28 protein-coding genes and 1 pseudogene are annotated in these 23,284 nt (G+C 64.3%); 8 read left to right on the top strand and 21 right to left on the bottom strand.

Going from position 1 to position 23,284, the window contains the following annotated elements:
- Positions 1-161: 161 nt before the first annotated feature.
- Positions 162-818, top strand: a complete 657-nt coding sequence (locus ACFQDL_RS18095) for a YceH family protein (RefSeq protein ID WP_379910252.1) — start codon at positions 162-164, stop codon at positions 816-818.
- A gap of 29 nt (positions 819-847) precedes the next feature.
- Here the strand turns inward: ACFQDL_RS18095 and ACFQDL_RS18090 are convergent, their stop codons facing one another.
- The 3 genes from ACFQDL_RS18090 to ACFQDL_RS18080 form a co-directional block, all read right to left on the bottom strand.
- Positions 848-1,030 (bottom strand): hypothetical protein, encoded by a 183-nt coding sequence (locus ACFQDL_RS18090; protein ID WP_379910251.1) that lies wholly within the window; start codon positions 1,028-1,030, stop codon positions 848-850.
- A 255-nt stretch (positions 1,031-1,285) separates the two neighbouring features.
- Positions 1,286-1,537: a hypothetical protein gene (locus ACFQDL_RS18085; RefSeq protein WP_379910250.1), complete on the bottom strand. Its 252-nt coding sequence runs from the start codon at positions 1,535-1,537 to the stop codon at positions 1,286-1,288.
- Complete coding sequence (locus tag ACFQDL_RS18080) at positions 1,519-1,689, bottom strand: hypothetical protein (RefSeq protein WP_379910249.1); 171 nt, start codon at positions 1,687-1,689, stop codon at positions 1,519-1,521. Before ACFQDL_RS18080 ends, ACFQDL_RS18085 begins: the two co-directional genes overlap by 19 nt.
- Before the next feature lie 82 nt (positions 1,690-1,771).
- Here ACFQDL_RS18080 and ACFQDL_RS18075 point away from each other — a divergent pair.
- A pseudogene (locus ACFQDL_RS18075) lies at positions 1,772-2,110 on the top strand (glutathione S-transferase family protein); the annotation flags it as partial.
- A 220-nt stretch (positions 2,111-2,330) separates the two neighbouring features.
- A complete protein-coding gene (locus ACFQDL_RS18070) occupies positions 2,331-2,546 on the top strand; it encodes a glutathione S-transferase family protein (protein WP_379910248.1) in 216 nt (71 codons plus the stop codon).
- A 64-nt stretch (positions 2,547-2,610) separates the two neighbouring features.
- On the opposite strand, the gene ACFQDL_RS18065 is transcribed toward ACFQDL_RS18070, so the two are convergent.
- Both ACFQDL_RS18065 and ACFQDL_RS18060 read right to left on the bottom strand, forming a co-directional pair.
- Positions 2,611-3,972 carry an NCS1 family transporter gene (locus tag ACFQDL_RS18065; protein WP_379910247.1) on the bottom strand — a complete coding sequence of 454 codons (1,362 nt, stop codon included), beginning with the start codon at positions 3,970-3,972 and terminating at the stop codon, positions 2,611-2,613.
- Between the two features lie 72 nt (positions 3,973-4,044).
- On the bottom strand, positions 4,045-4,785 hold the full coding sequence (locus ACFQDL_RS18060) for an aspartate/glutamate racemase family protein (RefSeq protein WP_379910246.1): 741 nt from the start codon (positions 4,783-4,785) through the stop codon (positions 4,045-4,047).
- Positions 4,786-5,180: 395 nt separating this feature from the next.
- Here ACFQDL_RS18060 and ACFQDL_RS18055 point away from each other — a divergent pair, with 395 nt between their 5' ends.
- Positions 5,181-5,402, top strand: coding sequence for an acetyltransferase (locus ACFQDL_RS18055; RefSeq protein ID WP_379910245.1), 222 nt, complete (start codon positions 5,181-5,183; stop codon positions 5,400-5,402).
- A 79-nt stretch (positions 5,403-5,481) separates the two neighbouring features.
- The gene (locus tag ACFQDL_RS18050) at positions 5,482-5,799 is read left to right on the top strand and encodes an HlyU family transcriptional regulator (RefSeq protein ID WP_379910244.1); all 318 of its coding nucleotides are present in this window, start codon (positions 5,482-5,484) and stop codon (positions 5,797-5,799) included.
- Positions 5,800-5,806: 7 nt separating this feature from the next.
- Here the strand turns inward: ACFQDL_RS18050 and ACFQDL_RS18045 are convergent, their stop codons facing one another.
- Positions 5,807-7,297, bottom strand: a complete 1,491-nt coding sequence (locus ACFQDL_RS18045; protein WP_379910243.1) for a pyridoxal-phosphate dependent enzyme — start codon at positions 7,295-7,297, stop codon at positions 5,807-5,809.
- A gap of 116 nt (positions 7,298-7,413) precedes the next feature.
- On the opposite strand from ACFQDL_RS18045, the gene ACFQDL_RS18040 reads away from it, so the two are divergent.
- Positions 7,414-7,701 (top strand): encapsulin-associated ferritin-like protein, encoded by a 288-nt coding sequence (locus ACFQDL_RS18040; RefSeq protein ID WP_379910242.1) that lies wholly within the window; start codon positions 7,414-7,416, stop codon positions 7,699-7,701.
- Between the two features lie 379 nt (positions 7,702-8,080).
- Here the strand turns inward: ACFQDL_RS18040 and ACFQDL_RS18035 are convergent, their stop codons facing one another.
- The 4 genes from ACFQDL_RS18035 to ACFQDL_RS18020 all read right to left on the bottom strand — a co-directional run bounded on the left by ACFQDL_RS18035 (position 8,081) and on the right by ACFQDL_RS18020 (position 11,531).
- Positions 8,081-9,907 carry an ABCB family ABC transporter ATP-binding protein/permease gene (locus ACFQDL_RS18035; protein WP_379910241.1) on the bottom strand — a complete coding sequence of 609 codons (1,827 nt, stop codon included), beginning with the start codon at positions 9,905-9,907 and terminating at the stop codon, positions 8,081-8,083.
- 71 nt (positions 9,908-9,978) lie between these two features.
- On the bottom strand, positions 9,979-10,470 hold the full coding sequence (locus tag ACFQDL_RS18030) for a cyclic nucleotide-binding domain-containing protein (RefSeq protein WP_379910240.1): 492 nt from the start codon (positions 10,468-10,470) through the stop codon (positions 9,979-9,981).
- A gap of 26 nt (positions 10,471-10,496) precedes the next feature.
- Entirely contained in the window at positions 10,497-11,006 is a 510-nt protein-coding gene (locus tag ACFQDL_RS18025; RefSeq protein WP_379910239.1) for a Crp/Fnr family transcriptional regulator, read from the bottom strand.
- Positions 11,007-11,072: 66 nt separating this feature from the next.
- A complete protein-coding gene (locus ACFQDL_RS18020) occupies positions 11,073-11,531 on the bottom strand; it encodes a CopD family protein (RefSeq protein ID WP_379910238.1) in 459 nt (152 codons plus the stop codon).
- A gap of 116 nt (positions 11,532-11,647) precedes the next feature.
- Between ACFQDL_RS18020 and ACFQDL_RS18015 the strand changes: the two genes are divergently transcribed.
- Positions 11,648-11,923 carry a hypothetical protein gene (locus ACFQDL_RS18015; RefSeq protein WP_379910237.1) on the top strand — a complete coding sequence of 92 codons (276 nt, stop codon included), beginning with the start codon at positions 11,648-11,650 and terminating at the stop codon, positions 11,921-11,923.
- A complete protein-coding gene (locus ACFQDL_RS18010) occupies positions 11,920-13,968 on the top strand; it encodes a fatty acid cis/trans isomerase (protein ID WP_379913156.1) in 2,049 nt (682 codons plus the stop codon). Before ACFQDL_RS18015 ends, ACFQDL_RS18010 begins: the two co-directional genes overlap by 4 nt.
- Before the next feature lie 40 nt (positions 13,969-14,008).
- Here ACFQDL_RS18010 and ACFQDL_RS18005 read toward each other — a convergent pair whose 3' ends face one another.
- From ACFQDL_RS18005 to ACFQDL_RS17955, 11 genes are all read right to left on the bottom strand, one after another.
- Complete coding sequence (locus ACFQDL_RS18005; RefSeq protein WP_379913154.1) at positions 14,009-14,614, bottom strand: PDZ domain-containing protein; 606 nt, start codon at positions 14,612-14,614, stop codon at positions 14,009-14,011.
- Positions 14,615-14,645: 31 nt separating this feature from the next.
- The gene (locus tag ACFQDL_RS18000) at positions 14,646-14,735 is read right to left on the bottom strand and encodes a trypsin-like serine protease (protein ID WP_379913152.1); all 90 of its coding nucleotides are present in this window, start codon (positions 14,733-14,735) and stop codon (positions 14,646-14,648) included.
- Positions 14,702-15,355 carry a trypsin-like peptidase domain-containing protein gene (locus ACFQDL_RS17995; RefSeq protein WP_379910236.1) on the bottom strand — a complete coding sequence of 218 codons (654 nt, stop codon included), beginning with the start codon at positions 15,353-15,355 and terminating at the stop codon, positions 14,702-14,704. Before ACFQDL_RS17995 ends, ACFQDL_RS18000 begins: the two co-directional genes overlap by 34 nt.
- 197 nt (positions 15,356-15,552) lie before the next feature.
- Positions 15,553-16,251 carry an ATP-binding cassette domain-containing protein gene (locus tag ACFQDL_RS17990; RefSeq protein WP_379910235.1) on the bottom strand — a complete coding sequence of 233 codons (699 nt, stop codon included), beginning with the start codon at positions 16,249-16,251 and terminating at the stop codon, positions 15,553-15,555.
- Entirely contained in the window at positions 16,248-17,336 is a 1,089-nt protein-coding gene (locus ACFQDL_RS17985) for an ABC transporter ATP-binding protein (RefSeq protein WP_379910233.1), read from the bottom strand. Before ACFQDL_RS17985 ends, ACFQDL_RS17990 begins: the two co-directional genes overlap by 4 nt.
- Entirely contained in the window at positions 17,326-19,068 is a 1,743-nt protein-coding gene (locus ACFQDL_RS17980) for an ABC transporter transmembrane domain-containing protein (RefSeq protein WP_379910232.1), read from the bottom strand. Before ACFQDL_RS17980 ends, ACFQDL_RS17985 begins: the two co-directional genes overlap by 11 nt.
- A 79-nt stretch (positions 19,069-19,147) precedes the next feature.
- Positions 19,148-20,284 carry a lipocalin-like domain-containing protein gene (locus ACFQDL_RS17975; RefSeq protein WP_379910231.1) on the bottom strand — a complete coding sequence of 379 codons (1,137 nt, stop codon included), beginning with the start codon at positions 20,282-20,284 and terminating at the stop codon, positions 19,148-19,150.
- Positions 20,277-20,660: an FtsX-like permease family protein gene (locus tag ACFQDL_RS17970; RefSeq protein WP_379910230.1), complete on the bottom strand. Its 384-nt coding sequence runs from the start codon at positions 20,658-20,660 to the stop codon at positions 20,277-20,279. The genes ACFQDL_RS17975 and ACFQDL_RS17970 overlap by 8 nt, the downstream gene beginning before the upstream one ends.
- Positions 20,657-21,901, bottom strand: a complete 1,245-nt coding sequence (locus tag ACFQDL_RS17965) for an ABC transporter permease (RefSeq protein ID WP_379913150.1) — start codon at positions 21,899-21,901, stop codon at positions 20,657-20,659. Before ACFQDL_RS17965 ends, ACFQDL_RS17970 begins: the two co-directional genes overlap by 4 nt.
- Positions 21,850-22,605 (bottom strand): hypothetical protein, encoded by a 756-nt coding sequence (locus ACFQDL_RS17960; protein WP_379910229.1) that lies wholly within the window; start codon positions 22,603-22,605, stop codon positions 21,850-21,852. Before ACFQDL_RS17960 ends, ACFQDL_RS17965 begins: the two co-directional genes overlap by 52 nt.
- A complete protein-coding gene (locus ACFQDL_RS17955) occupies positions 22,581-23,267 on the bottom strand; it encodes an ABC transporter ATP-binding protein (protein ID WP_379910228.1) in 687 nt (228 codons plus the stop codon). The genes ACFQDL_RS17960 and ACFQDL_RS17955 overlap by 25 nt, the downstream gene beginning before the upstream one ends.
- Positions 23,268-23,284: the final 17 nt, after the last annotated feature.

Below are 23,284 nucleotides of genomic sequence, written 5' to 3'. Positions count from 1 at the left end.
TCCCTGTTTCGAGTGAAGAATACCGGAGAACGGGATCACCACTGTCCGGCCACTGCCAAACCATAGCAGCGTATGCGCCCAACGGCACCTCCTGTGCAGATCTCGCTTATCGCCCCTGATTGATGCATGCTTAGCTCAAAAGAAACTGCCACGGAGTCGTCATGGAACTGAATCTGACCCTGTACCAGGCCCGCGTCATCGGCGCCCTGATCGAAAAGGAGATTACCACCCCCGACCAGTATCCGCTGTCGCTGAATGCACTGACCCTGGCCTGCAACCAGAAGAGTAACCGCGACCCCGTCCTGGAACTCGACGAGACCTCTGTGCAGCAGACCCTGGACGAGCTGGCCCGCCTGAGACTGGTGAAGGAGGAAAGCGGCTTCGGCAGCCGGGTGGTGAAATACAAGCACCGCTTCTGCAATACCGAGTTCGGCGAACTGCAGTTCTCGGAGCAGGAACTGGGCATTATCTGCGTGCTGCTACTGCGCGGCCCGCAGACACCGGGAGAGCTGCGCACCCGCACCAATCGCCTGTGCAGTTTCAACGACGTACAGCAGGTCGAACGGGTGCTGCAGAAACTGATGGAACGGGACAACGGCCCCTTCGTCGTGCGCCTGGCCCGGGAGCCCGGCAAGCGCGAATCACGCTATGCCCACCTGTTCAGCGGCGAGGTCACCGAAGCGGTGGCGACAGGCCCGGTGGCATCGGCCGCGGCTGAACCTGCCGACGACCGCCTGACCGAACTGGAACAGGAGGTCGCGAGCCTGAAAGCCGAGGTTGCCGAACTGCGTGAACTGCTCGAGGACCTCACCAGCTGAGGCCGTCGCCGCAGGTAGGGTTGCTGAATTCAGCAACGTCCTTTCTTGGCCTGCCCCGGCGGGCAGAAGCTGTTGCTGTTGCTGTTGTGATAATGGTGATGCTCTTCACGGTAGCGGCGGTCGTCCCGGCGCACTTCGCGATAGCCATCGTCGCGATGGTCGCGGGTATTGATCGAGGTGCCGACCGCCGCGCCGATGCCGGAACCGACCACGGCGCCATCGCGCCCGCCCAGTTCGGCGCCGATAGCGCCCCCAGTGCGCCGCCGACCGCCCCGCCAACGGCTGAATCGACGGTCAGGTCGCCGGCCATCGACAGGGTCGGCAACAGGGCCAGCATGGCAATGGCAATTCTGGATTTTCTCACGGTTCTTACCTCCAGTGCTGTCCGCTTGGCGGAACAGGAATACAGTAATAGAGACTGCAACGGCTGACCACCCCTCGCCGGGGCTGGTCACGCATAAACGGCATCAGTGCTCCCAGTGACGCCGGTGGCCGCCATGGTGGTGACGCCTGGAATGATGACGATGCTTCCAGTGGTGCTTGCGCTTGCCCGAGTAGTAGTGGTGCTCTTGCGACGGGTAGTAGTGATGTTCGACGACAGTACGACGCTCGACCGGACGGTAATCACGGTAGGCCTCGCGATAGTCCCGGGTGTTCTCGCGATAGTCCCGGGTGTTGATGGCGGTTCCGACCGCCGCCCCTACCCCTGAACCGAGCACTGCGCCGTCACGCCCCCCATCTCGGCGCCCAGGGCACCGCCGATCGCCCCGCCCAGGGCACCGCCGATGGCGGCATCGGTGGTCAGGTCTCTCGCCATCGCCGTGGCCGGCAAAAGCGACGCCAGCAAAACAGTCAGTATGAATTTTTTCATGGGTCTCTCCTTGCGCACAAGGGTCTGCGCGTCTCTGACTCTCCTGATGGTGCCATGAGACAACAGCCAGCATGAACGGGGCATGAAGGCTGCCGGAAGCGGTAGCCAGGACCGGCAGGTTGCGACATTATCGGGGAACCGGCCCCGCAATCGCGCCTCAAATGCCGGGAAGGATGACATTCACCCACCAACGAAGGAATTGTGCCCCATGCTCAAACTGTACGGTCTTGCGCTCAGCAACTATTACGCCATCGTCAAGCAGAGCCTGCTGGAAAAGGGTATCGCCTTTGAGGAAGTCCCGACGCCGCCATCCCGGAAACCCGGGTTCCTGGCAAAGAGTCCCATGGGCAAGATTCCCTGCCTGGAGACACCCGACGGCTTTCTTTCCGAGTCACTGGTGATTCTCGAGTTCCTCGAAGAGACCCATCCGGTGCCCAAACTGTTTCCCGCCGACACCTTCGAACGCGCCAAGGCCCGGGAGATCATGAGCATCGCGACGCTTTATCTCGATGCTCCGGCCCGTCGCCACCTCGGCCATGTACTGTTCGGCGAACCACTCTCGCAAGCCGCCCTTGACGAGGCCCGTCCGGCGATCGAGCAGGGCCTGGCGGCTCTGAAACGGGTCGCCCGCTACCCCCTGGGTGGCAGGGAACGACCTGAGCTATGCCGATCTCGTGCTTTTCTACTGCATGCGCCTGGTCCTGCTGGTCGCCCGGACTGTCTACCAGTGGAATCCGCTGGACGAGGAACCGGAGCTGGCCGCCTGGATGGCCAGGGTCGAGGCCCGCGATCACAGCCAGTCGGTGCTGGCCGATCAGAAGCAGTCGCTCGATGCGCTCCGCGCCCAGCAAAGCTGACCCCGAAAATGAAGTCGCCGCCCTCGGGGGCGGCGTCTGGTTACCGGCGGTCGCTCAGGATCGATCAGCTGCGAAACCGGGCGCAGGCCGACCAGCTGTTCATCAGCAGGTAATAGGTGACACCGGCCGGGATCAGGCTGGCGTACCAGGATACCGAGGAGAACCAGAGGGCGACCACGGCGCCCAGCAGGGAAGCGATGATGGCCGCATAGTTGACGCCGCGGTACGGGCCGTTCTCGTCGTAGAGATGATCCAGGTTCAGCTTCTGGCGACGGAGAATGAAGTAGTCCACCACCATGACCGCGAAGATCGGGCCGAGGAAAGCGGAATAGATCTGCACGAACATCTGCAGGCCGGCGGCCGACTCGTCCTTCACCAGTTCCCAGGGGAAAGTACAGAAGGCCAGCAGACCGACGATGATGGTGGCAGTACGGAATTTCAGCTTGAAGACGTTCATCAGGATGTAGGTCGGCGGCACCACGTTGTTGAGCACGTTGGTGGTGACCTGGGCGAAAGCGATGAACAGCAGGGTGGTGACCAGCAGCAACTGATTGTCGACGGCGCTGGCGAATACCTGAATCGGGTCGGATACGCCGGTGGCGCCTGAGACCATCAGGCCGATCAGCCCCATGAACAGGGTGCAGGGCAGGATCGACATGGCGTAGAGGGTCGCCAGCAGACCGCGTCCGCTGCCTTCCTTGAGCTCACGGGAATAGTCGCTGACGTTCAGCATCATGGTGCTGTAGATACCGAGGAACAGCATGGTGGCGCCCCAGAACGGCAGGCCCCAGGTGCCTTCGATATTCACCAGCTGAGTGCTGATGGCGTCACCGTACTTGGTGACCACGCTGTAGAACATGTACACCAGGGAGACGAGAATGAAGCCGCTGCCCACGTTCTCGAGCCACTTGATGCCCTTGAATCCGAACATCGACAGGCCGATTTGCAGCAACTGGAAGGCGATGAAGTAGAAGACCAGGTTGTCGAAGCCAAACATGGTGGCCGAGACGGCATTGAGGGCCCCGGCACCGACCCAGCTCTGGAAGCCGTACCAGACGATCGCGGGTACCGCCCTTACCAGCCCCGGGAAGTGGGTGCCGGTGAAGCCGAAGGCACTGCGCGCCTGGACGATGAAGGGAATCCCGTACTTGTAGCCGGCGGCCCCGTTCAGCGCCAGGGCGATTCCGATGACGAAGCAGCCGATCGCGATCGCCAGCGATGCCTGCAGCAGGTTCAGGGTCCCGACGATGCTGGACCCCATGGTGAAGGTACCGATGGAAACGCAGCCGCCGAACCAGGCCAGCAGGTACGACAGCCGGCCCATGATGCGCGTTTTCTGCGGCGCCAGCGATTCCTCGCCGGCATGCTTGGTTTCGATAACGTCGTCCACCGGCAGGTTCGCCTGTAGTACTTGTTCGTTACTCATAGTGTTGTCCTCAGGGCGCGGGCCACAACCCGCTTTGTTATTTTATTTTTAAGCAAGTACGGGACCTGCGGCTCAGCCGCCGATACCCGACAGATGCTCGAAGCGACCGGTGAAGGTCTTGGGCCTCGGGAAGGCCAGGTCGCCGAACTTGCTGGTGCCCAGATCCAGGCTGACCAGCGACTCGGCCAGTTTCACTGCGGCCGTCACGCCCTCGACGACCGGCAGCCCCACCTCGCGGCTGATCTCGCCGCGCAGATCGGCCATACCGCCGCAGCCGAGCACGATGGCGCCGATATTGTCTTCGTCCCTGGCGCGCCGACACTCCGCGATAATTCTCTCCAGCGCGGCGCGGCCGCTGTCCTCCAGGTCCAGCACCGGAATCTCGGCCGCCCGCACCCGCCGGCAGTGATGGGCAAAGCCATAGGCCTGCAGCAGATGCTCGGCAATGATGCCGGTGCGCCCAAGCGTGGTGACGATGGAGAAACGGGTACTGATCAGGGTCGCCATATGGAATGCGGCTTCGGCAATGCCAATCACCGGTGCCCGCGTCAGCTCCCGCGCGGCCAGCAGCCCGGGATCGCCGAAGCAGGCGACGATATAGGCATCGGTTTGCTCCCGCTCGCCGGCCAGTACCTCTTCCGCCACGCCAACAGCGCTGACGACTTCGTCAAAATGACTCTCGATCGACACGGGACCGCTGGCCGGACTGGTCGCCACGATGCGGGTGCCCGGGGCGGCGATACGCTGTGCGGCCTCGCCGATCTTGTCGGTCATGCTCAGGGTCGTATTGGGGTTGATGACTCGAATCTGCATGGTTTTTCTTCTCTGTTGCTCGCTCCGTTGCTATCTGTTTTACACAAAACACAATCCCATGTACATAGTCGTCAACAATCATGTAAACAATACAGAAAAGATGGGCTCACCTTTGTTAACAATTACGTCAACAATACAAGCCTATTCAGGATCGCAAAAAAATCCCTGCAAACAGTCGGTTACAGCGCGCAATCCGTGCCACGGGTCGAACCTGAAGCGCCAATGCCGGATGAATGGGACTTAAGTGGAAAAGAAAAGACATGCAGAATTCGCAAGATACCGGGCCAGACAGGCCCTGAGACGGTCGGCGGACGCACGGCGCCGCGGCTGAAGTTCATCTATTCTTTCAGGGCGGGTCCACCCCGCCCCGACATGCCCCGCCCATGGAGGACACCATGTTCCTGAAAGAAAAGTCCAGCGGCCATCTGGTTGAAGTCATCTCACTGCCGGATCTCTTCAACCCCTTCCATGCCTCCGTCACCGGCCGTTACAACCATGGTGAAGAAGCGCAGGACCCCGAAGAGTTCGGCAAGGACAACCTGATTTTCCTGTCCGGGGAAGCCCTGCCACGATGCTGGACGGATGCCCACTACCGGGACGACGAAGTAAGACGCTGAAGCGGTTGCCGTTCGCGCCATCCCGGGCTAACGTCAGCGTTGCAACCGGGCGCCGGAGCGACGGCGGCCATAATCCAGCTTGAGCGAGGGGGAAAACGATGGGCCTGGGATCCATGCTGAAAAAGCTTCTGGGTGGCGGGGGCGCGGCCCCGGTGGACGAAGATCCGGGGAGGCGATCGACTACAAGGGTTACCAGATTTTTCTCAAGGCGCGCCCCGTCGATGGGCTTTATGGCGTCGGCGGCCTGATCCGCAGGGAGATAGACGGCGAAGTCCGGGAACACCTCTTTATCCGGGCCGACCAGCTACCGAGCCGCGAACAGTGCGACGAGGTCACGCTGCAGAAAGCCAGGCAGACCATCGATCAGCTCGGCGACGAAATCTTCGGCAGCCGTTGAGCCAGCACTAGCTGCGCGGGTGCAGCCAGGCCGGCAGCAGCGAATAAGGGTCGACCGAGACGCTGCTGTCGAAGGCGACGCCGGCATCCTGCAGCCGCTGCTGCAAGCGCCCGCTGCCGAACTCGTCGAACACCTCGGTACAGCCGCCGACAAAGTCACCGCCGATGAAGACCTGGGGAATCGTCACGCAACCGGTACGGTCACTGAGAGCAGCACGAATGGCAGTGCCTTCGCTGTTGCGCTGAAAGCGGGCACTGTCGAGATCGACCGAGTGGTAGTCCAGCGCCAGCCGCGCAAACAGCTTGCGCAGCGACCAGCAGAATTCGCACCACTCCAGCGCGAACATCACCACCGGTCGGTCAGGGTCGGACAACAGCTCCGTCAGGAAGGCCTCGGCCCCGGGCGTCGCCGCCACGGCGGGCGCAGCCGGTGCCGGTGGCGCCGACGACGGACGGTCGAAGCGATAGCCCGGCGTCGAGCGTGATATTTCCAGCTCCTGTGCGGTCATTTCAGTTTCGATGTCGGCGAACAGTGGCGTACTCAGATAGCGTTCGCCGGTATCGGGCAGCATGCAGAGAATGCGTGTGCCGGGCGGGCTGCGCCGCGCCAGCTGCAGACCTCCTGCCAGGGTCGCACCAGCGGTGATGCCGCAGAAGATCCCCTCCCGGCACGCCAGCTCCCGTGACAGGCGCAGTGCCTCGTCTCCAGATACCGGCACCACCTCGTCGATCAGCCCCTCGTTGACCGCCTCCTCCGTCAGCCCGGAAATGAAATCCGGTGTCCAGCCCTGCATCAGGTGGGGCCGGAAGCTCGGATGACTGGCGGCGGGGGCACCGTCAGCCGCGCGCGACTGCCTCAGTCCACTGCCCAGAAGCGGCGAGTTGTCCGGTTCACAGACGACGATCCGGGTCGCCGGGCTCTGTTCCCGCAGTACCCGCGCCACCCCCTTGAGGGTACCGCCGGTGCCGAAGCCGGTGACCCAGCAGTCGAGCCCGACATCCGCGAAATCCTCGACGATTTCAACAGCCGTGGTACGGGAATGGAACTCGGCATTGGCTTCGTTTTCGAACTGCCGGCACAGGAACCAGCCATGCCGGGCGGCCAGTTCCACGGCCTTGGCCAGCATGCCGCTGCCTTTCTCGGCCGCCGGCGTCAGTACCACCCGCGCCCCGAGGAAACGCATCATGCGACGGCGCTCGACACTGAAGTTTTCCGCCATGGTCACCACCAGCGGATAACCCTTCTGGGCACAGACCATCGCCAGTCCGATCCCGGTATTGCCGCTGGTGGCCTCGATGACCGTCTGCCCCGGCTTGAGCTGACCTCGGCGCTCGGCATCCTCGATGACACCGAGGGCCAGACGGTCCTTGACCGACCCCATCGGATTGAAGGATTCGAGCTTGACGAAAAGTTCGATTCCCGGCGGCGCCAGGCGATTGATGCGGACCACCGGCGTATGCCCCACGGTACCGAGGATATTGTCGAAACGCCTGCCCATGCCCCACCTCCGAAGCGCCTGCGATGCCGTCTAAAGAATAGTCAACAGCGGCCGGCACGTCGTTTGACTACACTCAGTTGAGGCCCATCCCGAGCAATTGCCAGAGGAGCACGCCCATGGCCAATGAAGGTTACCACGAGCCAGTCGACGAAATGTCCGACGAGACCCGGGACATGCACCGTGCCATCACCTCGCTGATGGAGGAACTCGAGGCCATCGACTGGTACAACCAGCGTGTCGATGTCTGCAGGAACGACGAGCTGCGCGCGATTCTGAAACACAACCGCGATGAAGAGAAGGAACACGCGGCGATGGTGCTCGAGTGGATCCGGCGCCGGGACCCGAAACTGGATGGGGAACTGCGGGATTATCTGTTCACCGACAAACCCATCGCGCATGATTGAAGGCTGTGCCGAAGCTTCCTTGCAGGTTGGAATGAGCGCAGCGAATTCCGACGCCACTTCCCGGAATTCGCAAGCTCATTCCAGGCTACGCATAAGTACAGCGCTGTACGACCCTGACACCAATCGTAGGTTGGATCAAGCGACGCAGGAGCGGACCGCCATGGATGGCGGAAGGCCGCCCCGCGAAAATACTGTCATTGCAGGAGCAAATGACAGTGGACCCAACACCAAATGTTTCGGGATGTTAGATTGCCACCGGAAACCAATCGATCTGTACGGCGATCGATATGATGGGTCCACGATGCCCCGGGCGGCGAGGCCAGGGTTGAAGGACCAGGGTTGCATCGCTTGACCCATCCTCTCATAGCTTAGTCAACTCCTACGTTTCGCTTGCCGCCTGAGGCTCCCGGCCTGCGGCATCCCGCTGCTGCTGCTGAATCCGCCACAGGTGCGCATAGGTACCGTTCTGCTCCAGCAGTTGCCGATGGCTGCCCTGCTCCACCAGCCGGCCGTCCTGCAGCACCAGGATATGGTCGGCATCGACGACGGTCGAGAGGCGGTGGGCGATCACCAGGCTGGTCTGGCCGCGGGAGACTTCGCGGATCGCCTGCAGGATGCTGCGCTCGGAACGGCTGTCCAGCGACGAGGTCGCCTCGTCGAAGACGAGGATGGGCGGTCGCTTGAGAATGGTGCGGGCGATCGCGACCCGCTGCTTCTCGCCACCGCTGAGCTTGAGCCCGCGCTCGCCCACCAGGGTGTGGTGGCCGTCCGGCAGCCGGGCGATAAAGTCGTCCAGATGGGCCAGCCTGATCGCTTCCTGCACCGCCTCGGGCGTCGCATCGATGCGGCCGTAGCGGATATTGTCGTAGATCGAGGCGTTGAACAGCACCGTATCCTGGGGCACGATGCCGATGGCGCGGCGCAGCGAATCCTGGGTCAGGCCGCGAATATCCTGGCCATCGATCAGTACCGCGCCGCCGTCGACGTCGTAGAAGCGGAACAGCAGCTTGACCAGGGTGGATTTGCCGGAACCGCTGGCCCCGACCACCGCCACCTTCTGCCGCGGCCGGACCTGAAAGCTGAGGTGGTCGAGTATCCGGCGCTCGGGACCGTAGCCGAAGCAGACATCGCGGAACTCGATACTGCCGGTCCCGACCTGCAGCGGCCGGGCATCCGCGGCGTCGCGGACCGCCGGAGCACGGCGCAGCAGGGCGAACATGCGCTCGATATTCGCCAGCGAGCCCTTCATCTCGCGGTAAACGAAACCGAGAAAGTTCAGCGGCATGAACAGCTGCATCATGAAGGCGTTGATCAGCACGAAGTCGCCGAGGGTCATGGTGCCGGCCACGACGTTGCGCCCCGCCAGTACCATCATTGCCGTCATTGCCAGCGCGATGATCAGGGCCTGACCGCCGTTGAGCGCAAAGAGCGTCAGGCGGTTCTTGCGCCGCGCCTGCTCCCAGCTGGCCAGGTCCTCGTCGTAACGCTCGGCTTCGTAGCGCTCATTGGTGAAGTACTTCACCGTTTCGTAATTCAGCAGGCTGTCGACGGCGCGGGAGTTGCTCTCGGAATCCGCCTTGTTGGCCGCCCGCACATAGCCGGTACGCCAGTCCGTCGCCACGACCGAGTAGGCCACATAGAGCACCACCGCCAGCAGTGTGATCAGGGCGAACCAGGCGGAATAGTTGGCCAGCAGCAACCCCACCACCAGCGCGATCTCGAACAGCGTCGGCACGATGTTGAACACCATGAAACGCATCAGGAAACTGATGCCGGACACGCCGCGCTCGATATCCCGCGACAGGCCGCCGGTGCTGCGATTGAGGTGGAAATCCAGCTCCAGCGCATGCAGATGGCGGAATACCGTCAGCCCGATCCGGCGCATCGCCCTTTCGGTGACGCGACCGAAGATGGTGTCCCGGATCTCGCCGAACAGCACGTTGGCAAAGCGCACCGAGCCATAGGCCAGCAGCAGCCCCAGCGGCAGCGCCATCGCCGCCCCCTGACTGGAATCCAGTGCATCGACGATGTGCTTGAGGATAAAGGGCATGCCGACGCTGGCCAGCTTTGCCGCCACCAGGCACCCCAGTGCCAGCGCGATGCGCAGGCGATATTCGAGCAAATACGGAACCAGAGATTTAAGCGTCTGCAGATTGAACTGCACCTCGTCCTGATCGGGCGGGTAATGGGAGGAGCGGTGTCTCATCAGGGCAGCCTGTGGCGTTGTGCATCTGCCCACTGTACGTCAGGAACGAGCGGGGCATCAAACAAATGAGACTAGCCCGGCATCCAGCCGCTGCTCTGGCCGATCACCTCTTCCAGCGCGGCGATCTCCCGGGACAGCTCCCGCGCCAGATTGATCATGATCAGGCCGAAATCGGCCGGGTAATGGAGGTGGATATCGTGGAACAGCTCGACGGAAATCTCCAGGATCAGCAAGGGTTCCATCGCCACCGGTGTGCCGGTGCGCTCGTGCAGTCCGATCATCGCATCGAATCCCAGCTGCTCGCCGCTGCGGAACACCCGGGTGAACACATCGCAGCGGGGGAAATGCTTGTAGAACCTTAGCGCCCCGTCGAGAAGGACGAAGAAACTGCCCGATGAGGTGCCGGGTCGATACAGCACCTCGCCGGGCTCGAGCCGCAGCAGACGGCCCCGGTTCAGCATGAAATGCACGCAGTTGCGGGAAAGCGCTCCGAAGGTCGAGAGTTCGCTCAGAGAGTCCGGTTTCAGAAAGTCCGACCATCTCGCCCTGTCCAGCTCAATCATCTCCTGTCGCCCCCTGATTGCTTCACTCAGCCAGGCTGGCGCCCTTTCTGCATCTGCAGGCTCAACTCCACGATTGTGCGGCTCAGGGCACCGATGGCACGGGCCATCTCGCGGGCCAGATTCAGCAGCAGCAGACCGAAATCGTCCGGTTCGCTGACATGCAGCTCGTAGAACTGGTCGGCGCTGATCTCGACCAGCAGCGTTTCGTCCTCGGCGCCAACAGCGGTCGCCGTATGGTCGTGCAGGCCGATCATCGGCACGAAGCCCAGTTGCTCCCCCTGCAGGTGGCGGCGAGCCAGAGCATAATGGTCCTCATCACAGACGTACATGCTGAGGCTGCCGCGCAGCACTACATAAAAGGACTGTACCGCATCACCGGCACGGTAGAGCACTTCGCCCCTGTCCAGCTGCAGCACCCGCCCCTCGACCAGGATTCGGCGGACCACCCGGTCCGACAGGGCGCCGAAGGTGGACAGTTCGCGGAAAAAGGCTGGCCCCCTGGCCTGCCAGAGGGCTTGTGCATCGATTTCTTTCATAGGACGACTCTTGAACGGCCAGGCCAGACCCGGAACAAGCCTCGGCGCTATCCATTCAGTATAGTGTCAGGCGTAGAGAAAGCGTCCGGCGACCGCATTGGCTATCGTAACGAGCCCCAGTATCAGATTGATGCCGACAATGCGCCTGATCTGGTTGAGCTGGATACCCGCCACCGGCCATTCCGAAGCGGCGACCGCCCTTTTCAGGCGCTGGAAGGGCGCGAAGTACAGATGTAGAAAGAGCGCGATCATCAGGTAGCCGGTGGCGAGCATGATATGCACATGCAGGCCCACCGCGGCGAAACCGCCGAACAGCGCGATCATCCAGTGGCCGGTCACGAGCAGCAGAACCACCGCCGCCCAGACCCAGGGAAAGAAACGCCCGAACAGCGCCGACCAGAGCGGCAACCGCAGCGGCGGCTCCAGCAGACTGGCGGCCACCGGGCGCAGACAGACATAGGCGAGAAACATCCCGCCGACCCAGATAACGGCGGCCAGCAGGTGCAGAGTGAGCGCATAAGGCATGGAAGCATCCCTGTTCGATAGTGGTCCCTGCGATAGAAGCACAAAACGCGCCCGCAATGAAGCCACGGCCATTCACGGCTATGCTGCTATCGACGCCCTTCAACCGGATGCCACGCATGAAACAGAGCCCCTGGGCCGATGCGAGAGCCCCTTTGCATTGGGGGCCGGTCCGGCTGCCGGCCATCCTCCTGAGCCTGCCGGCCCTGGCCGCCCTGGGCGCGACGCCGGACTATCTGCGCGATATAGGCCCCATACTCGAGCGTCGCTGCGTGGTCTGCCATGGCTGTTACGACGCCCCCTGCCAGCTCAAGCTCGGTGCCTGGGAAGGTGTTGAGCGGGGGGCCCATCCGGACAGAATCTATGACGTCACCCGGCTGATCGCCGCCCCCTGACCCGGCTCCAGGATGCCGAAGGCATCGCGGCCTGGCGCAGCAAGGGTTTTCATGCGGTACTGCCGGGCCCCGGACAGCCCGCCGGCCTGATGAGGCGCATGCTGGAGCTTAAGCAGCAGCATCCATTGCCCGGCGACAAGCGGCTGCCAGACAGCTTCGACCTGTCCCTGAACCGGGACCAGTACTGCCCCGCGCCCGGCGAGTTCGACGCTTTCGCCCGCGACCACCCGCTCTGGGGCATGCCCTACGGTCTGCCGGCACTGCCCGCGGACGAGCATGACACCCTGGTGCGCTGGCTTGAAGCCGGCGCGCCGGGGCGCGGGCCGGGCTGGCCCGAAAATCACTATCGGGACGCCATCGCCAGCTGGGAAGCCTTTCTCAACCAGCCCTCGAACAAGGCCCGGCTGATGAGCCGCTATATCTATGAGCACCTCTTCATTGCCAGCCTTCACTTCGACCAGCTCGACGCGGGACAGCCGGAGCGCACCTTCTTTAATCTGGTACGCTCCGCCACCCCACCGGGGCAACCGGTCCGTGCCATCGCCAGCCGCCGCCCGTACGACGATCCCGGTGTCGAGCGGGTCTATTACCGGCTGCTGCCGGCTCAGGGCGCCCGCCTGGCCAAGACCCAGATGCCCTATGCTCTGAACCCGCAGCGTCAGCAGCGCTGGCGGCAGCTGTTTCTCGACGCCGACTATCGCGTTGAAAAACTGCCCGGCTACAACCCCGATAAGGCGTCGAACCCTTTCGTCTCCTTCGAGGCCATACCGGTGCGCAGCCGCTACCGCTTTATGCTCGACGAAGCCGGCTTCACCCTTCAGGGCTTTATCAAGAGCCCGGTCTGTCGCGGCCAGGTGGCCCTGAACGTGATCAACGATCATTTCTGGGTATTCTTCGTTGATCCGGACCTGCTGCAGGCCGAGGGCGAGGCCCATTTTCTCGCCGAACAGCGCGACAACCTGCGCTTGCCGTCGGAAAGCACCGCCGGCCTGTTCAACTGGATCCGCTACGCCGAAGCCGAGGCCGACTACCTGGAAGCCAAACGCCGCATGGTCCGGCAGCTGGCACGTCGCATTCCGCCATCCCTGGACTATCTCTGGGATGGCGACGGCGACAATCCCAATGCCAGCCTTACCGTCTTTCGCCATTTCGACAGTGCCTCGGTGATTCAGGGCCTGCTGGGCGACACGCCCCAGACCGCCTGGCTGATCGGCTACCCGACGCTGGAACGGATTCACTACCTGCTGGTGGCCGGCTTCGATGTTTACGGCAACGTCGGCCACCAGCTCAGCAGCCGCCTGTACATGGATTTTCTACGCATGGAATCGGAGTTCAACTTCCTCACCCTGCTGCCGCGCAACGCGCGAAAGGCGGCACGGGATCACTGGTATCGCGAGGCCGGGCAGCACGTGCAGGATTACCTGTCCCATATCAAGGGATACCTGTTCGGCGAGGGGATACTCTACAGCGGCGATTCCGCGATCCGCTACAGCAGCGACGAGCCGCTGCCTGAACTTTACGCGCTGCTGCGGGCCGAGTTCGCACCGCTGCAGCCCGCCGGTTACAGGCCTCGCGACAGCCAGGCACCGCCTGCCCTGATTGACCAGCTGAGCAGGCTGGAGTCCGTTTCCGGCTCACAACTGGCACTGTTTCCGGAAATATCGCTGATCAGGGTCGACGCGCCTGGAAACGGAGGCTGGTACTTCACGCTGCTGCACAACAGCGCCCACAGCAACGTATCCGAGCTGTTCAATGAAAAGGACCGGCGTCTGCCGGAAGAGGACAGCCTGATTCTGGCCAATGGCGTGCTCGGAGTCTATCCGAACCAGTTCTTCCGCGTCGAGGCGGATAGCGTGGCCGATTTCGTGCAGAGGCTGTCACAGCTGAGGTCGGAGAGTGCCTACAGCGAGACACTGGACCATTACGGCCTGCGCCGCACCGCGTCCGGCTTCTGGCAGTACAGCGACCGCCTGCACCGGGACTACCGCGCGCTGCGGCCGCTGGAAGCCGGCATACTCGACTATAGCCGGCTGGAGAACCGCTGACCGGGCCCGCTCCCCGCCAGCGCGGGGGAGCGGGTCGGTGTCAGCGCAGCACCAGGAAGAACACGCCGGCGCCGCGCTGGACCTGCAGCAGCACCTGATCCTGCTCCTGCGACAGCGCCTCTTCGACCGCCTCGACCGTCGACACCTTGACGCGGTTGACGCTCAGGAGAATGTCACCGGGACGCAGTCCGCTCATCGCCGCCTGGGAGTCCCGCGCCATCTCGACGATCTTGACCCCACCCTCCGGACTTGGTGCGAGTGTCACGCCCTTGAGCAGAGGATGCAGCCCGCTGCCGGCCAGTTTCTGCGGCTCGCCGACCACCACTTCGACGTCCATTTCATCACCGTCGCGCAGCACCCTCAGCTTGACGGTCTCGCCGATATCGCTGAACGCGATACTGTTGCGCAGCTCACCGGTCGTCGGCGTCGGCTTGCCGTTGACCGCGATGATCAGGTCTCCGGCCTGCAGCCCGGCCTTGTCGGCCTCGGAGTCCTTTTTGACATCGGTCACCAGCACGCCGTGCTGACCGTTGCCGAGCTTGAACGCCTTGCGCAGTGCCGGGTTCATGTCCTGGATCGCGACCCCGATCTGGCCGCGCTTGACCTCGCCATGCTCGACGATCTGTTCGACGCTGGTGCGGGCCATGTTGACCGGAATGGCGAAACCGATACCGACATTACCCTCCCGGCGCGATGATGGCGGTGTTGATGCCCACCAGCTCGCCACGCAGATTCACCAGCGCACCGCCGGAGTTGCCCGGATTGATCGACGCATCGGTCTGGATGAAATCCTCGTAGCCCTCGATGCCGAGGCCTGTCCGCCCAGGGCGCTGACCACCCCGGTGGTGATGGTCTGGCCCAGGCCAAAGGGGTTGCCGATCGCAACCACGAAGTCGCCGACCCGCAGACTGTCGGAATCGGCCATCTTCACCTCGGACAGGTTATCGGCCTCGATCCTGAGTACCGCGATATCGACCTCGGGATCGGCCCCGACCAGCTCCGCCTCGAAAGTGCGGCCATCCACCAGCGACACCTGAATCTCGTCGGCGCCCTTGATCACGTGGAAATTGGTGACGATGGTGCCGCCACCGGCATCCAGAATCACGCCAGACCCGGCACTGGCCTGACGACGCTGAGCCCGGGGACGTGCCTGCTCATCGGGAATATTGAAAAAGCGCCGGAAGAAGGGATCGCTGAGCAGTGGATTCTGCTCCTGCTGACGGGCATAGGTGGCGATGTTGACCACCGCCGGATTGACCTGCTCCAGCATCGGCGCCAGCGACGGCAGCTCGCGCCCCTGCGGGTCGCTCGTCGGCAGGGCCGCCATTGTACCGAAGGACAGGGCAACCAACATCAGCATCGCCAGAAAACGGACCTTTCGTCTCATCGTGTTCTCTCCTTGTGGCTGCGGCCACGGTCGCTGGCACCCGAGATGATGCGGACGGTGGCCAGTGCCTGAAAAAGGGACTGACAGCAAAGTATTGAAGGCTTCATCGGATAGAAAACCCAATGGGTATCAATAGATTGCAGAAACCGAAAATAGTTCGCCGAAGACAGCGGGACTTGTTGGCGGCGTCCTGGACGTCAGAGCGCCATCTCCTCGATGCGGTGCGCCTGCTGCTGCAACCGGTACATCGAGCGGTACAGTCCCTCCGGCAACGCCATCAGTTCGTCGTGACAGCCGGCCTCGACACATTCGCCATGGGACAACACCAGGATGCGGTCCGCCTGGCGGATGGTCGAGAGGCGGTGCGCCACCACGATCATCGTCACCTCGCCATGCAGTTCGGCCAGCGCCTGCTGCACCACCTGTTCGGTTTCGCTGTCGACGCTGGCTGTGGCTTCGTCGAGCAACAGAATGCGCGGCGCAGCCGCCAGCGCCCGGGCGATGATCAGCTGCTGCCGTTGTCCGGTGGAGAGACGGGTACCGCGCTCGCCCAACAGGCTGTCATACCCCTGCGGCATCGACTCGATCAGCCGATGCAGGTGCGCCTGGCGCGCAGCCCGCTCGATAGCGGCGGCGGGAAGCCCCCGCCCCATGTCGATATTGTCGCGAATGCTCGCGGCGAGCACGAAAGGCTCCTGGGGGATCAGGCCAATGCCGCTGCGCATCGCCTCGCGGCCAATATCCTCCAGCGGCTGACCATCGATCCGGATCTCCCCGCCCGAGGGACGGTAAAACTTCAGCAGCAGATTGAGCAGCGTGCTCTTGCCACTGCCGGTATGACCGACGATGGCATGGAAGCCGCCGGCCGGTATCTCGAGATCGAGTGCCCTGATCACCGGCTTGTCCGCGCTGTAATGAAAGTCCAGCCCCCGGATCGAGACCGCACCCGCACTGATCCGTGCCGGCGTTTCGTGCCACGACTGCTCATGCTCCTGCAGCAGATGATAGACGCGGCCGCCGGCCACCATCGCCTGCTGGTAGAGGTTGAAGCGCTGGGTGATCTCGGCCAGGGTTCGGTGAAGCGGCCGAGGTAATTGAGAAAAGCATAGAGCACCCCGACCTCGGCGACACCGGCCTGGACCTGCACGCCGAAGCCCCAGATCACGCCGATCAGCACCAGGATGCTGAGCAGATCGATGGCCGGACGCAACAGCAGGGCACTGGCGCGAATGCTCTTCATCCGTGCCCGGTAGTAGCGCTCGTTCAGTTGCCCGAAGCCGGAACAGAAGCGCTGCTGCTGATTGCCGGCCTGGATCACCGGCATCCCGGCGATCGATTCGCTGATCGACGCATTGATGTCGGACCTGAGCTGCCGGGTTTCGCTCACGGCCGGTCCGCTGAGGCGCTGGTAGAGGTAGATGACGCCGACCACGGTCGGCACCAGCAGCAGCGAGATCAGCATCAGGCGGACATCCAGAAGCCCCATCGCCACGATGATGCCGACCAGCAGAATCAGATTGGTCAGCACCACCGCCAGGAACTGCACGTAAAGATCCTTGATCGCCTCGGTATCGTTGGTGATCCGGCTCACCAGCTGACCGGTGATCGCCCGGTCGAAGAAGGCCACCGGCAGCCTGAGCACATGGGCAAAGAGCCGTTCGCGAATATCCAGCACCGCCCCCAGCGCCATCTGGGAAAAACGCAGCGTCTGCCGGTAGCGCAGCCAGGCGGCCGCCAGCTGGGTCGACAGATAAGCCGCAAGCAGAAGCGCCAGCGCACGGGGCTCGAAATCTTCCCTGAGCAGATGATCGTCGATAAAGACCTTGATCAGCATCGGCCCGGCAACGTCCGCCGCGGTCGCCAGCAGCAGCAACAACAGCGCCCGGGCCAGCAGCGGCCGGTCGCGCAGAATGTGCTCGCTCAGCAGCCGGAACGCACCGCGGCGATCGGCTTTGGCCAGGGATTCGCGGTCAGCGTTCATCGAGGGATGCCTCCAGCTGCTGATAGGCGAGCATCCGGCCGTACCAGCCGTCCCGCTGCACCAGCTCTTCATGCCGGCCGCGCTCCAGCACTTCGCCATGGGCCAGCACCAGAATCTCATCGGCCCGCTGCAGCGCCGAGAGTCGGTGGCTGATAACGATGCAGCTCTTGCCGCGACGTTTCCGCGCCAGCGCCTCCAGGATGCGTTGCTCGGTATGCACGTCGACGGCCGAGAGCGCATCGTCCAGAACCAGCACCGGCGCATCGGTGAGCAGTGCCCGGGCGATCGCCAGGCGCTGACGCTGACCGCCCGAAAGGGTGACGCCGCGTTCGCCGACCAGGGTGGCGTAACCGTCGGGAAAGGCGAGGATATCCTCGTGCACCGCGGCCAGACGCGCCGCCGCCTCGATCCGGGCGGGCGCGGCATCGGGACATGCCAGCGCGATATTCTCGGCGATGCTGAGACTGAACAGGAAGGCGTCCTGGGGCACGTAGGCAAAGCTGCCGCGCACCTCCGACAGCCGCAGCCCGGCGAGACGCTGACCGCCAAGATGAATCTCGCCCTCGCCGGCCTCCCAGTAGCGCATCAGCAGCTGAATAAGGGTGCTCTTGCCGGCGCCGGTGGGCCCTGCCAGCCCCAGCATGGTACCGGCCGGCAGGCTGAAGTCGATCTGTTTCAGCGCCGGTTCGCGACTGTCGGGATAATTGAAACCCAGCCCCTGAACCACGATATCGGCGCCATCCGGCAGCCGTTCGCCGCTGTCCCCGATACTGTCCGGCGTTTTCAGCAGGCTGTCGACCCGCTTCAGGGCCGCACTGCCGCGTTCGACGATATTGAGCAGCCAGCCGAAAGCGAACATCGGCCAGATCAGTTGACCGAGGTACATGATGAAGCTGGCCAGGGCACCGATGGTCAGCGACTGCTGCACGATCAGCCAGGCCCCGAAACCGACGCTGAGCGCCAGTGCCGCCGCCATGCTCAGAAAGATCACCGGTTCGTAGAGCGCTTCGCTGCGCGCGACCTGATAGTTGCTCTGCGCCGCCTCCTCGGCAATCTCGCAAAAGGTGCGGCTCTCGGCTTCCTCGCGCCCCATCGCTTTCACCAGCCGAATCCCCGACAGCGCTTCCTGGGTCCGGTCGTTGAGCCGCGAGAACTGTTCCAGCGCGCGCTGGAACTGATGGTGAATGGCGCTGGAAATACGATAGAAGCCCAGGCCCATCAGCGGAAAGGGCAATAGCGCCACCAGCGCCAGCCGCCAGTCAATCACCACGAACATCATCAGCAGGACCAGCACGAAGGTCAGCAGGCCGTCGAACCCGGACAGCACGCCCTCGCCGGCCGCCAGCTCGATGGCGTCGATATCGTTGGTGGCGCGCGCCATCAGGTCGCCGGTATTGTGAAGGTTGTAGAACGCCTGCCCCTGGCGGGTCAGGCGCTGGTAGTAACGCGCCCGCAACAGGTTGCCCAGGCGATAGGAAGTACCGAACAGAATCAGCCGCCAGCCGAAGCGCAGACCATAGACCGCGAGCCCCAGCACCAGCAGTATCAGCAGATAACCGGTCAGGCTGCCCGGCCCTCCGGTGGAGCCGGCGACCAGGCTGTCGATGGCCCGCCCGATCAGCCAGGGCACCAGCATGTTGAGCACCGCCACGGCCGCCAGCATCAGCAGGGCCAGCAGATAGGTGCGCCAGTGGCGGCGGAAAAACCAGGCCAGCTGAAGAAACAGCGTCATGTCATCCCTGCTGCAGTATGTTTGAAGCGGACGCTCAAGGATAGCGCGAACCGGGCGCCGTGATCACCCGCAGTGACGTTCAATCGCCATAACCGGTCATCTCCAGATAGCCTTCCCCGTCACTGCTGCCACTGACGCGGACCGGCCCCTCCCAATAGCGCAGGCGCCCCGGGTTCCAGTAGTCTCCGGGCCAGGAGCGAATATCGAGACTCAAACCCGCGGTGGGCAGCTCGAGGCGCCAGTCCACCGGTACCGGCCCGAAGCGGCTGTCGCGATAGCGGCTCGGCTGCAGGCTGAAATCGTCGGCACCGAGCGGACGGGCGCTGCCGTCCGACGCGACCAGAGTGCCGGTGTAATAGGGCTCGCTGCCGCGGATGCGGAACAGCATCAGTTGACGGCCGTCGTCCAGATGCAGCGCCAGCCAGTCCCAGCCCTGCTGATCCGGCTGCAGATACTGGCTGCTCCACTCGCGGTCGAACCAGCCCCGCCCGGCCACCTCGAAGCGCTCGCCGTCGAGTTCCAGTTCGCCGTCGATCTCGAGCAACGGATAGCTGAAATACATCGAACCGCCGCCATCGGCCGACTTGGCGCTGAATCCCCGGTCGCCATGGAAGACCGGCGGCTTTTGCGGCTGTAGCTGCAGGCGATAGCGGAAGTCGTCGGCCGCTACCCTCAGCGACCAGGGGCGCTGGCTGCCGTCGAGCTGCCAGTGGTCGATCCAGGCCCGGAAGGGGTTCGCCACAGCACCGGCCTGACCGGTACCGCCGCGACCACTGCGGGAGGCGAAACGATGGTCATCGGGACGGCTCAGGGCCGCGTGGGCGAACCAGACTTCGTCGCGGCGCCAGTCTGGCGCCCGGTCGTGGTAGGGACCGGGGCGCAGACCGACGCGAAACAGCGTCCACTGCACGCCGAAGCGCTTGCCGTCGCGGCTTTGCAGATTGGTGGTCAGATACCACCACTCGAGGCGGAAGTCGCGATGCGGCCCCAGGTCCCGAGGCAGTTCGATCGCCATCCCCGGAGCGGCCAGGGTAAAGCCCTGCAGCGGTTCGCTCAGAGACTCCATACCGTCCTGCTGTCCGGACGGCTCGCCACAGCCCGCTAACAGCAGGATGCAGAGTAGCCCGCCCAGGCGGCGCAGTCGATGCAGGGAGCCCATGACGGGAGAGGAGCAGCCCCCGCGTCTTTTTATGGCCGTGCGTATCGTGCTATTCATTTTTCAACGTCTCCAGCCTGACCGGATCGCCCTGCAGCCACCCGACCAGCGCGCCGATCAGCAGGCAGGCCAGCCAGACCTGCAGCCAGAAGCCGGGATAGAGCTCCAGCGGCAGCGCCCAGCCGAAGGCCGCGGGGTTGACCCGGGCCACCAGAACCCAGCCGAGGAAGATGCCCAGCGGCGTCGACAGTACCCCCAGCATCCCGGTGAGCAGCATCGCATGGGCCAGCAGCCGCCGGCGCAGCCGCGGTCTTGCTATGCCGTAGACGTAGAGCAGACTGTAGCTGTGCTGGCGCAGCCGGAAGATCGCCAGCGCCATCAATCCCAGTGCCGTGCCGGCCAGCACCAGTGTCAGCACCGTCAGGATCCGGGTCATCTGGAATGTACGCTCGAAGGCCGCCCGCGCCCCTCCTTCAACGTCGCCTGGTCGCGCAACCGACTGCCGGCCAGCCAGGGACGGCGTTCGGGCCAGCGACGCCAGTCGTCGCTGGCTGCGGTCCCCAGGCCCAGCACGAAGCTGACCTGTCGCCCGGGCAGATCGGCCGGCAGCGCCGCGAGCGGCAGCAGCAGTTCGCCTGCGGGACGGCCGTAGTCGGCGTAGATGGCGATCAGTCGCCGACGCTGCTCGCTCCGCCCGAGCCGGATGGTCACCAGGTCGCCCGGCGCCAAGCCGCGGCGACGTGCCAGCTGTTCGTTGACCATCAAGCCTTCGGGTTCGAGCGACACCCAAGGCTCCGGCAGGGTATCGAGGAAACGCCAGCCACGCAGCAGCGGCGAAGCCGGATCCACCGCCAGCACATCGACCGATACGGCATCCTGCAGCCCACGCCCGCGTACCATCGGCAATACCGCCGTAACACCCGGCAGAGCATCCAGCCGTTCCACCCAGTCAGCGACGGCAACCGGACGGCCGGGATCGATGTAGAGATCGCCCTGCAGACGCTGATCGAGCCAGCGGGAAAAGGTCGACTCGAACCCGGCCACCATGGCCTGTACGCCGATCGCCGCCGCGATGGCGAAGGCCAGCGCCATCAGCGGCAGCGACAGCAGCCGGCAGAGCGCCCGCATTTCCGAACAGGACCACTCCAGCAGAGGACGCCGGCTACGCCGTTCGAGAACGGCCAGCAGGCGGCCGAGCAGCTGCGGCAGCAACATGCCCGCACCGGCCAGACTCAGGCCGGTGGCGACGAATATCAGCCACAGCCGGCCTGCCAGTATCAGCACCGGTAGACCGACCAGCAGCAGCGCCGCGGCAGCCAACCAGTGTTGAGCCACCGCCTTTATCCGCCCTCGACCAGTGCGCAACAGATCGAGCGCTGCCCAGGCCGTCAGCAGCGCCAGGATCGCCAGCATGCCCAGCCAGGCCTCGAGCGGCGGCGCTGTCGCGGCGAGGCTGTCGACGTCGAAGAGACCTCTGAGGGTGCTGCGGAAGCCGTCGGCCAGCACCGCCGCAAGCCGGCCGCCGAGCCAGACGCCGGCGGAACCGCCCGCCAGCGCCAGCAGCAGCACCTCTGCGCCGAGCGTCAGACGCAGACGCCAGCGCGGCACGCCGATGCGACGCAGGATCACGAGGCTCTGCCGACGCTGCTCCAGCGCGAAACGGTAGACGCTGCGCACCAGCAGCGCCGCCACCAACAGCGCCAGCAGTGCCAGTGCATCGAGACTGAGCAGGAAGGCGTCGACCAGCGGTTCCGACTCAACGCCATAGTCTTCGACCTCGACGTCATAGCCTGCGGGCAGGCGCCGGTCGTCCAGGGCGGCGGCCGGCAGCAGCAGCGACAGCCGGGCATCACCCTGTTCCTGCAGGTCCGCCACGACGGCGATATCGGCCAGCAACCGGCCGGACGGCACGCCCTCGACCGCCTGCAGTCGGTAATCGCCCGGCGGCGCCTGCTGGCGCCAGCGCGCCAGGTCCCGGGGCTGCCGAGCAGCAGCGGCAGGTCCAGCCCGTCGATCAGCGTGGCGACAACCGGCGCTTGCCGCTGCGGCTGTCGCAGGCAAGCGGCGCTGAACGGATCGATACCGACCAGTAGCGGTCGGTCCGTGCCGGGAAAGCGAACCTCCAGCCGCGGCGTGATACAGAAACCGGCTAGACGCAGGCGCGCGAAGTCCTCTGCGGTGACGGCCCGGCCATCCAGCCGTATCAGACTGAGCAGCGGCTCCAGCGCCGTCCGGGCCCCGCTCGCCGAACGCGCGGCGCGGTCGGTCAGCGACTGTACGCCGCTCCAGAGCATCGCCGCACAGATCAGGATCAGCAGCAGACCTGCGAGCTGTCCCGGATGACGCCGGTAGTGGCTCAGGAAGACGTAACCGAGTCCCATGGCCTCAGCACTCCGTCCCTGAGCTCCAGCATCCGGTCGCAGCGACGCGCCAGCTCGGTATTGTGGGTCACGATCAGCGCGCCGAGGTCGCGCTCGCGAACGGCATCGAAGAACAGCGGCATCACCCGCCGGGCCGTGTTCTCGTCGAGACTGCCGGTGGGCTCGTCGGCCAGCATCAGCGCCGGCTGCATCGCGAAGGCGCAGGCCAGAGCCGCGCGCTGGCGCTGACCGCCGGACAGCTGATCGGGATAGCGGTCGGCGGTGGCATCGATGTCGAGCGCCTCGAGCAACTTTTGCTCGCCATTGGTCTCACGGCCGGCCAGGGCGCAGCGAAAGGCCAGGTTGCGGGCCACCGTCAGGGTCGGAATCAGGTTGCCTTCCTGGAAAAGGGTAGCAATGCGCGTGCGTCGCCACTCGGACCAGCCGTTGTCGTCGAGCCACGCCGTATCCCGGCCGAACAGCTGCAGCTGACCGCTATCGGCCTGCAGCAGGCCGTTGAGCAGGTTCAACAGGGTACTTTTGCCGGCTCCCGAAGGCCCCACCACCGCCACCGCCTCCCCGCGACGAAGCTCCAGCGACAGCCCGTGCAGCACCCTGACGCTTTCCCGGCCTGTGCGGTACGACTTGCAGATATCCTGCGCCTGTATCAGAACCTCGCCCATGCCCCGTCACCCGTCAC

Origin of the sequence: Marinobacterium aestuariivivens, from assembly GCF_042661465.1 — a bacterium.
Lineage (GTDB): Bacteria > Pseudomonadota > Gammaproteobacteria > Pseudomonadales > Balneatricaceae > Marinobacterium_A > Marinobacterium_A aestuariivivens.
Note: the sequence above shows the minus strand (reverse complement) of the source record. Positions and strands in the feature narration are given on the sequence as shown.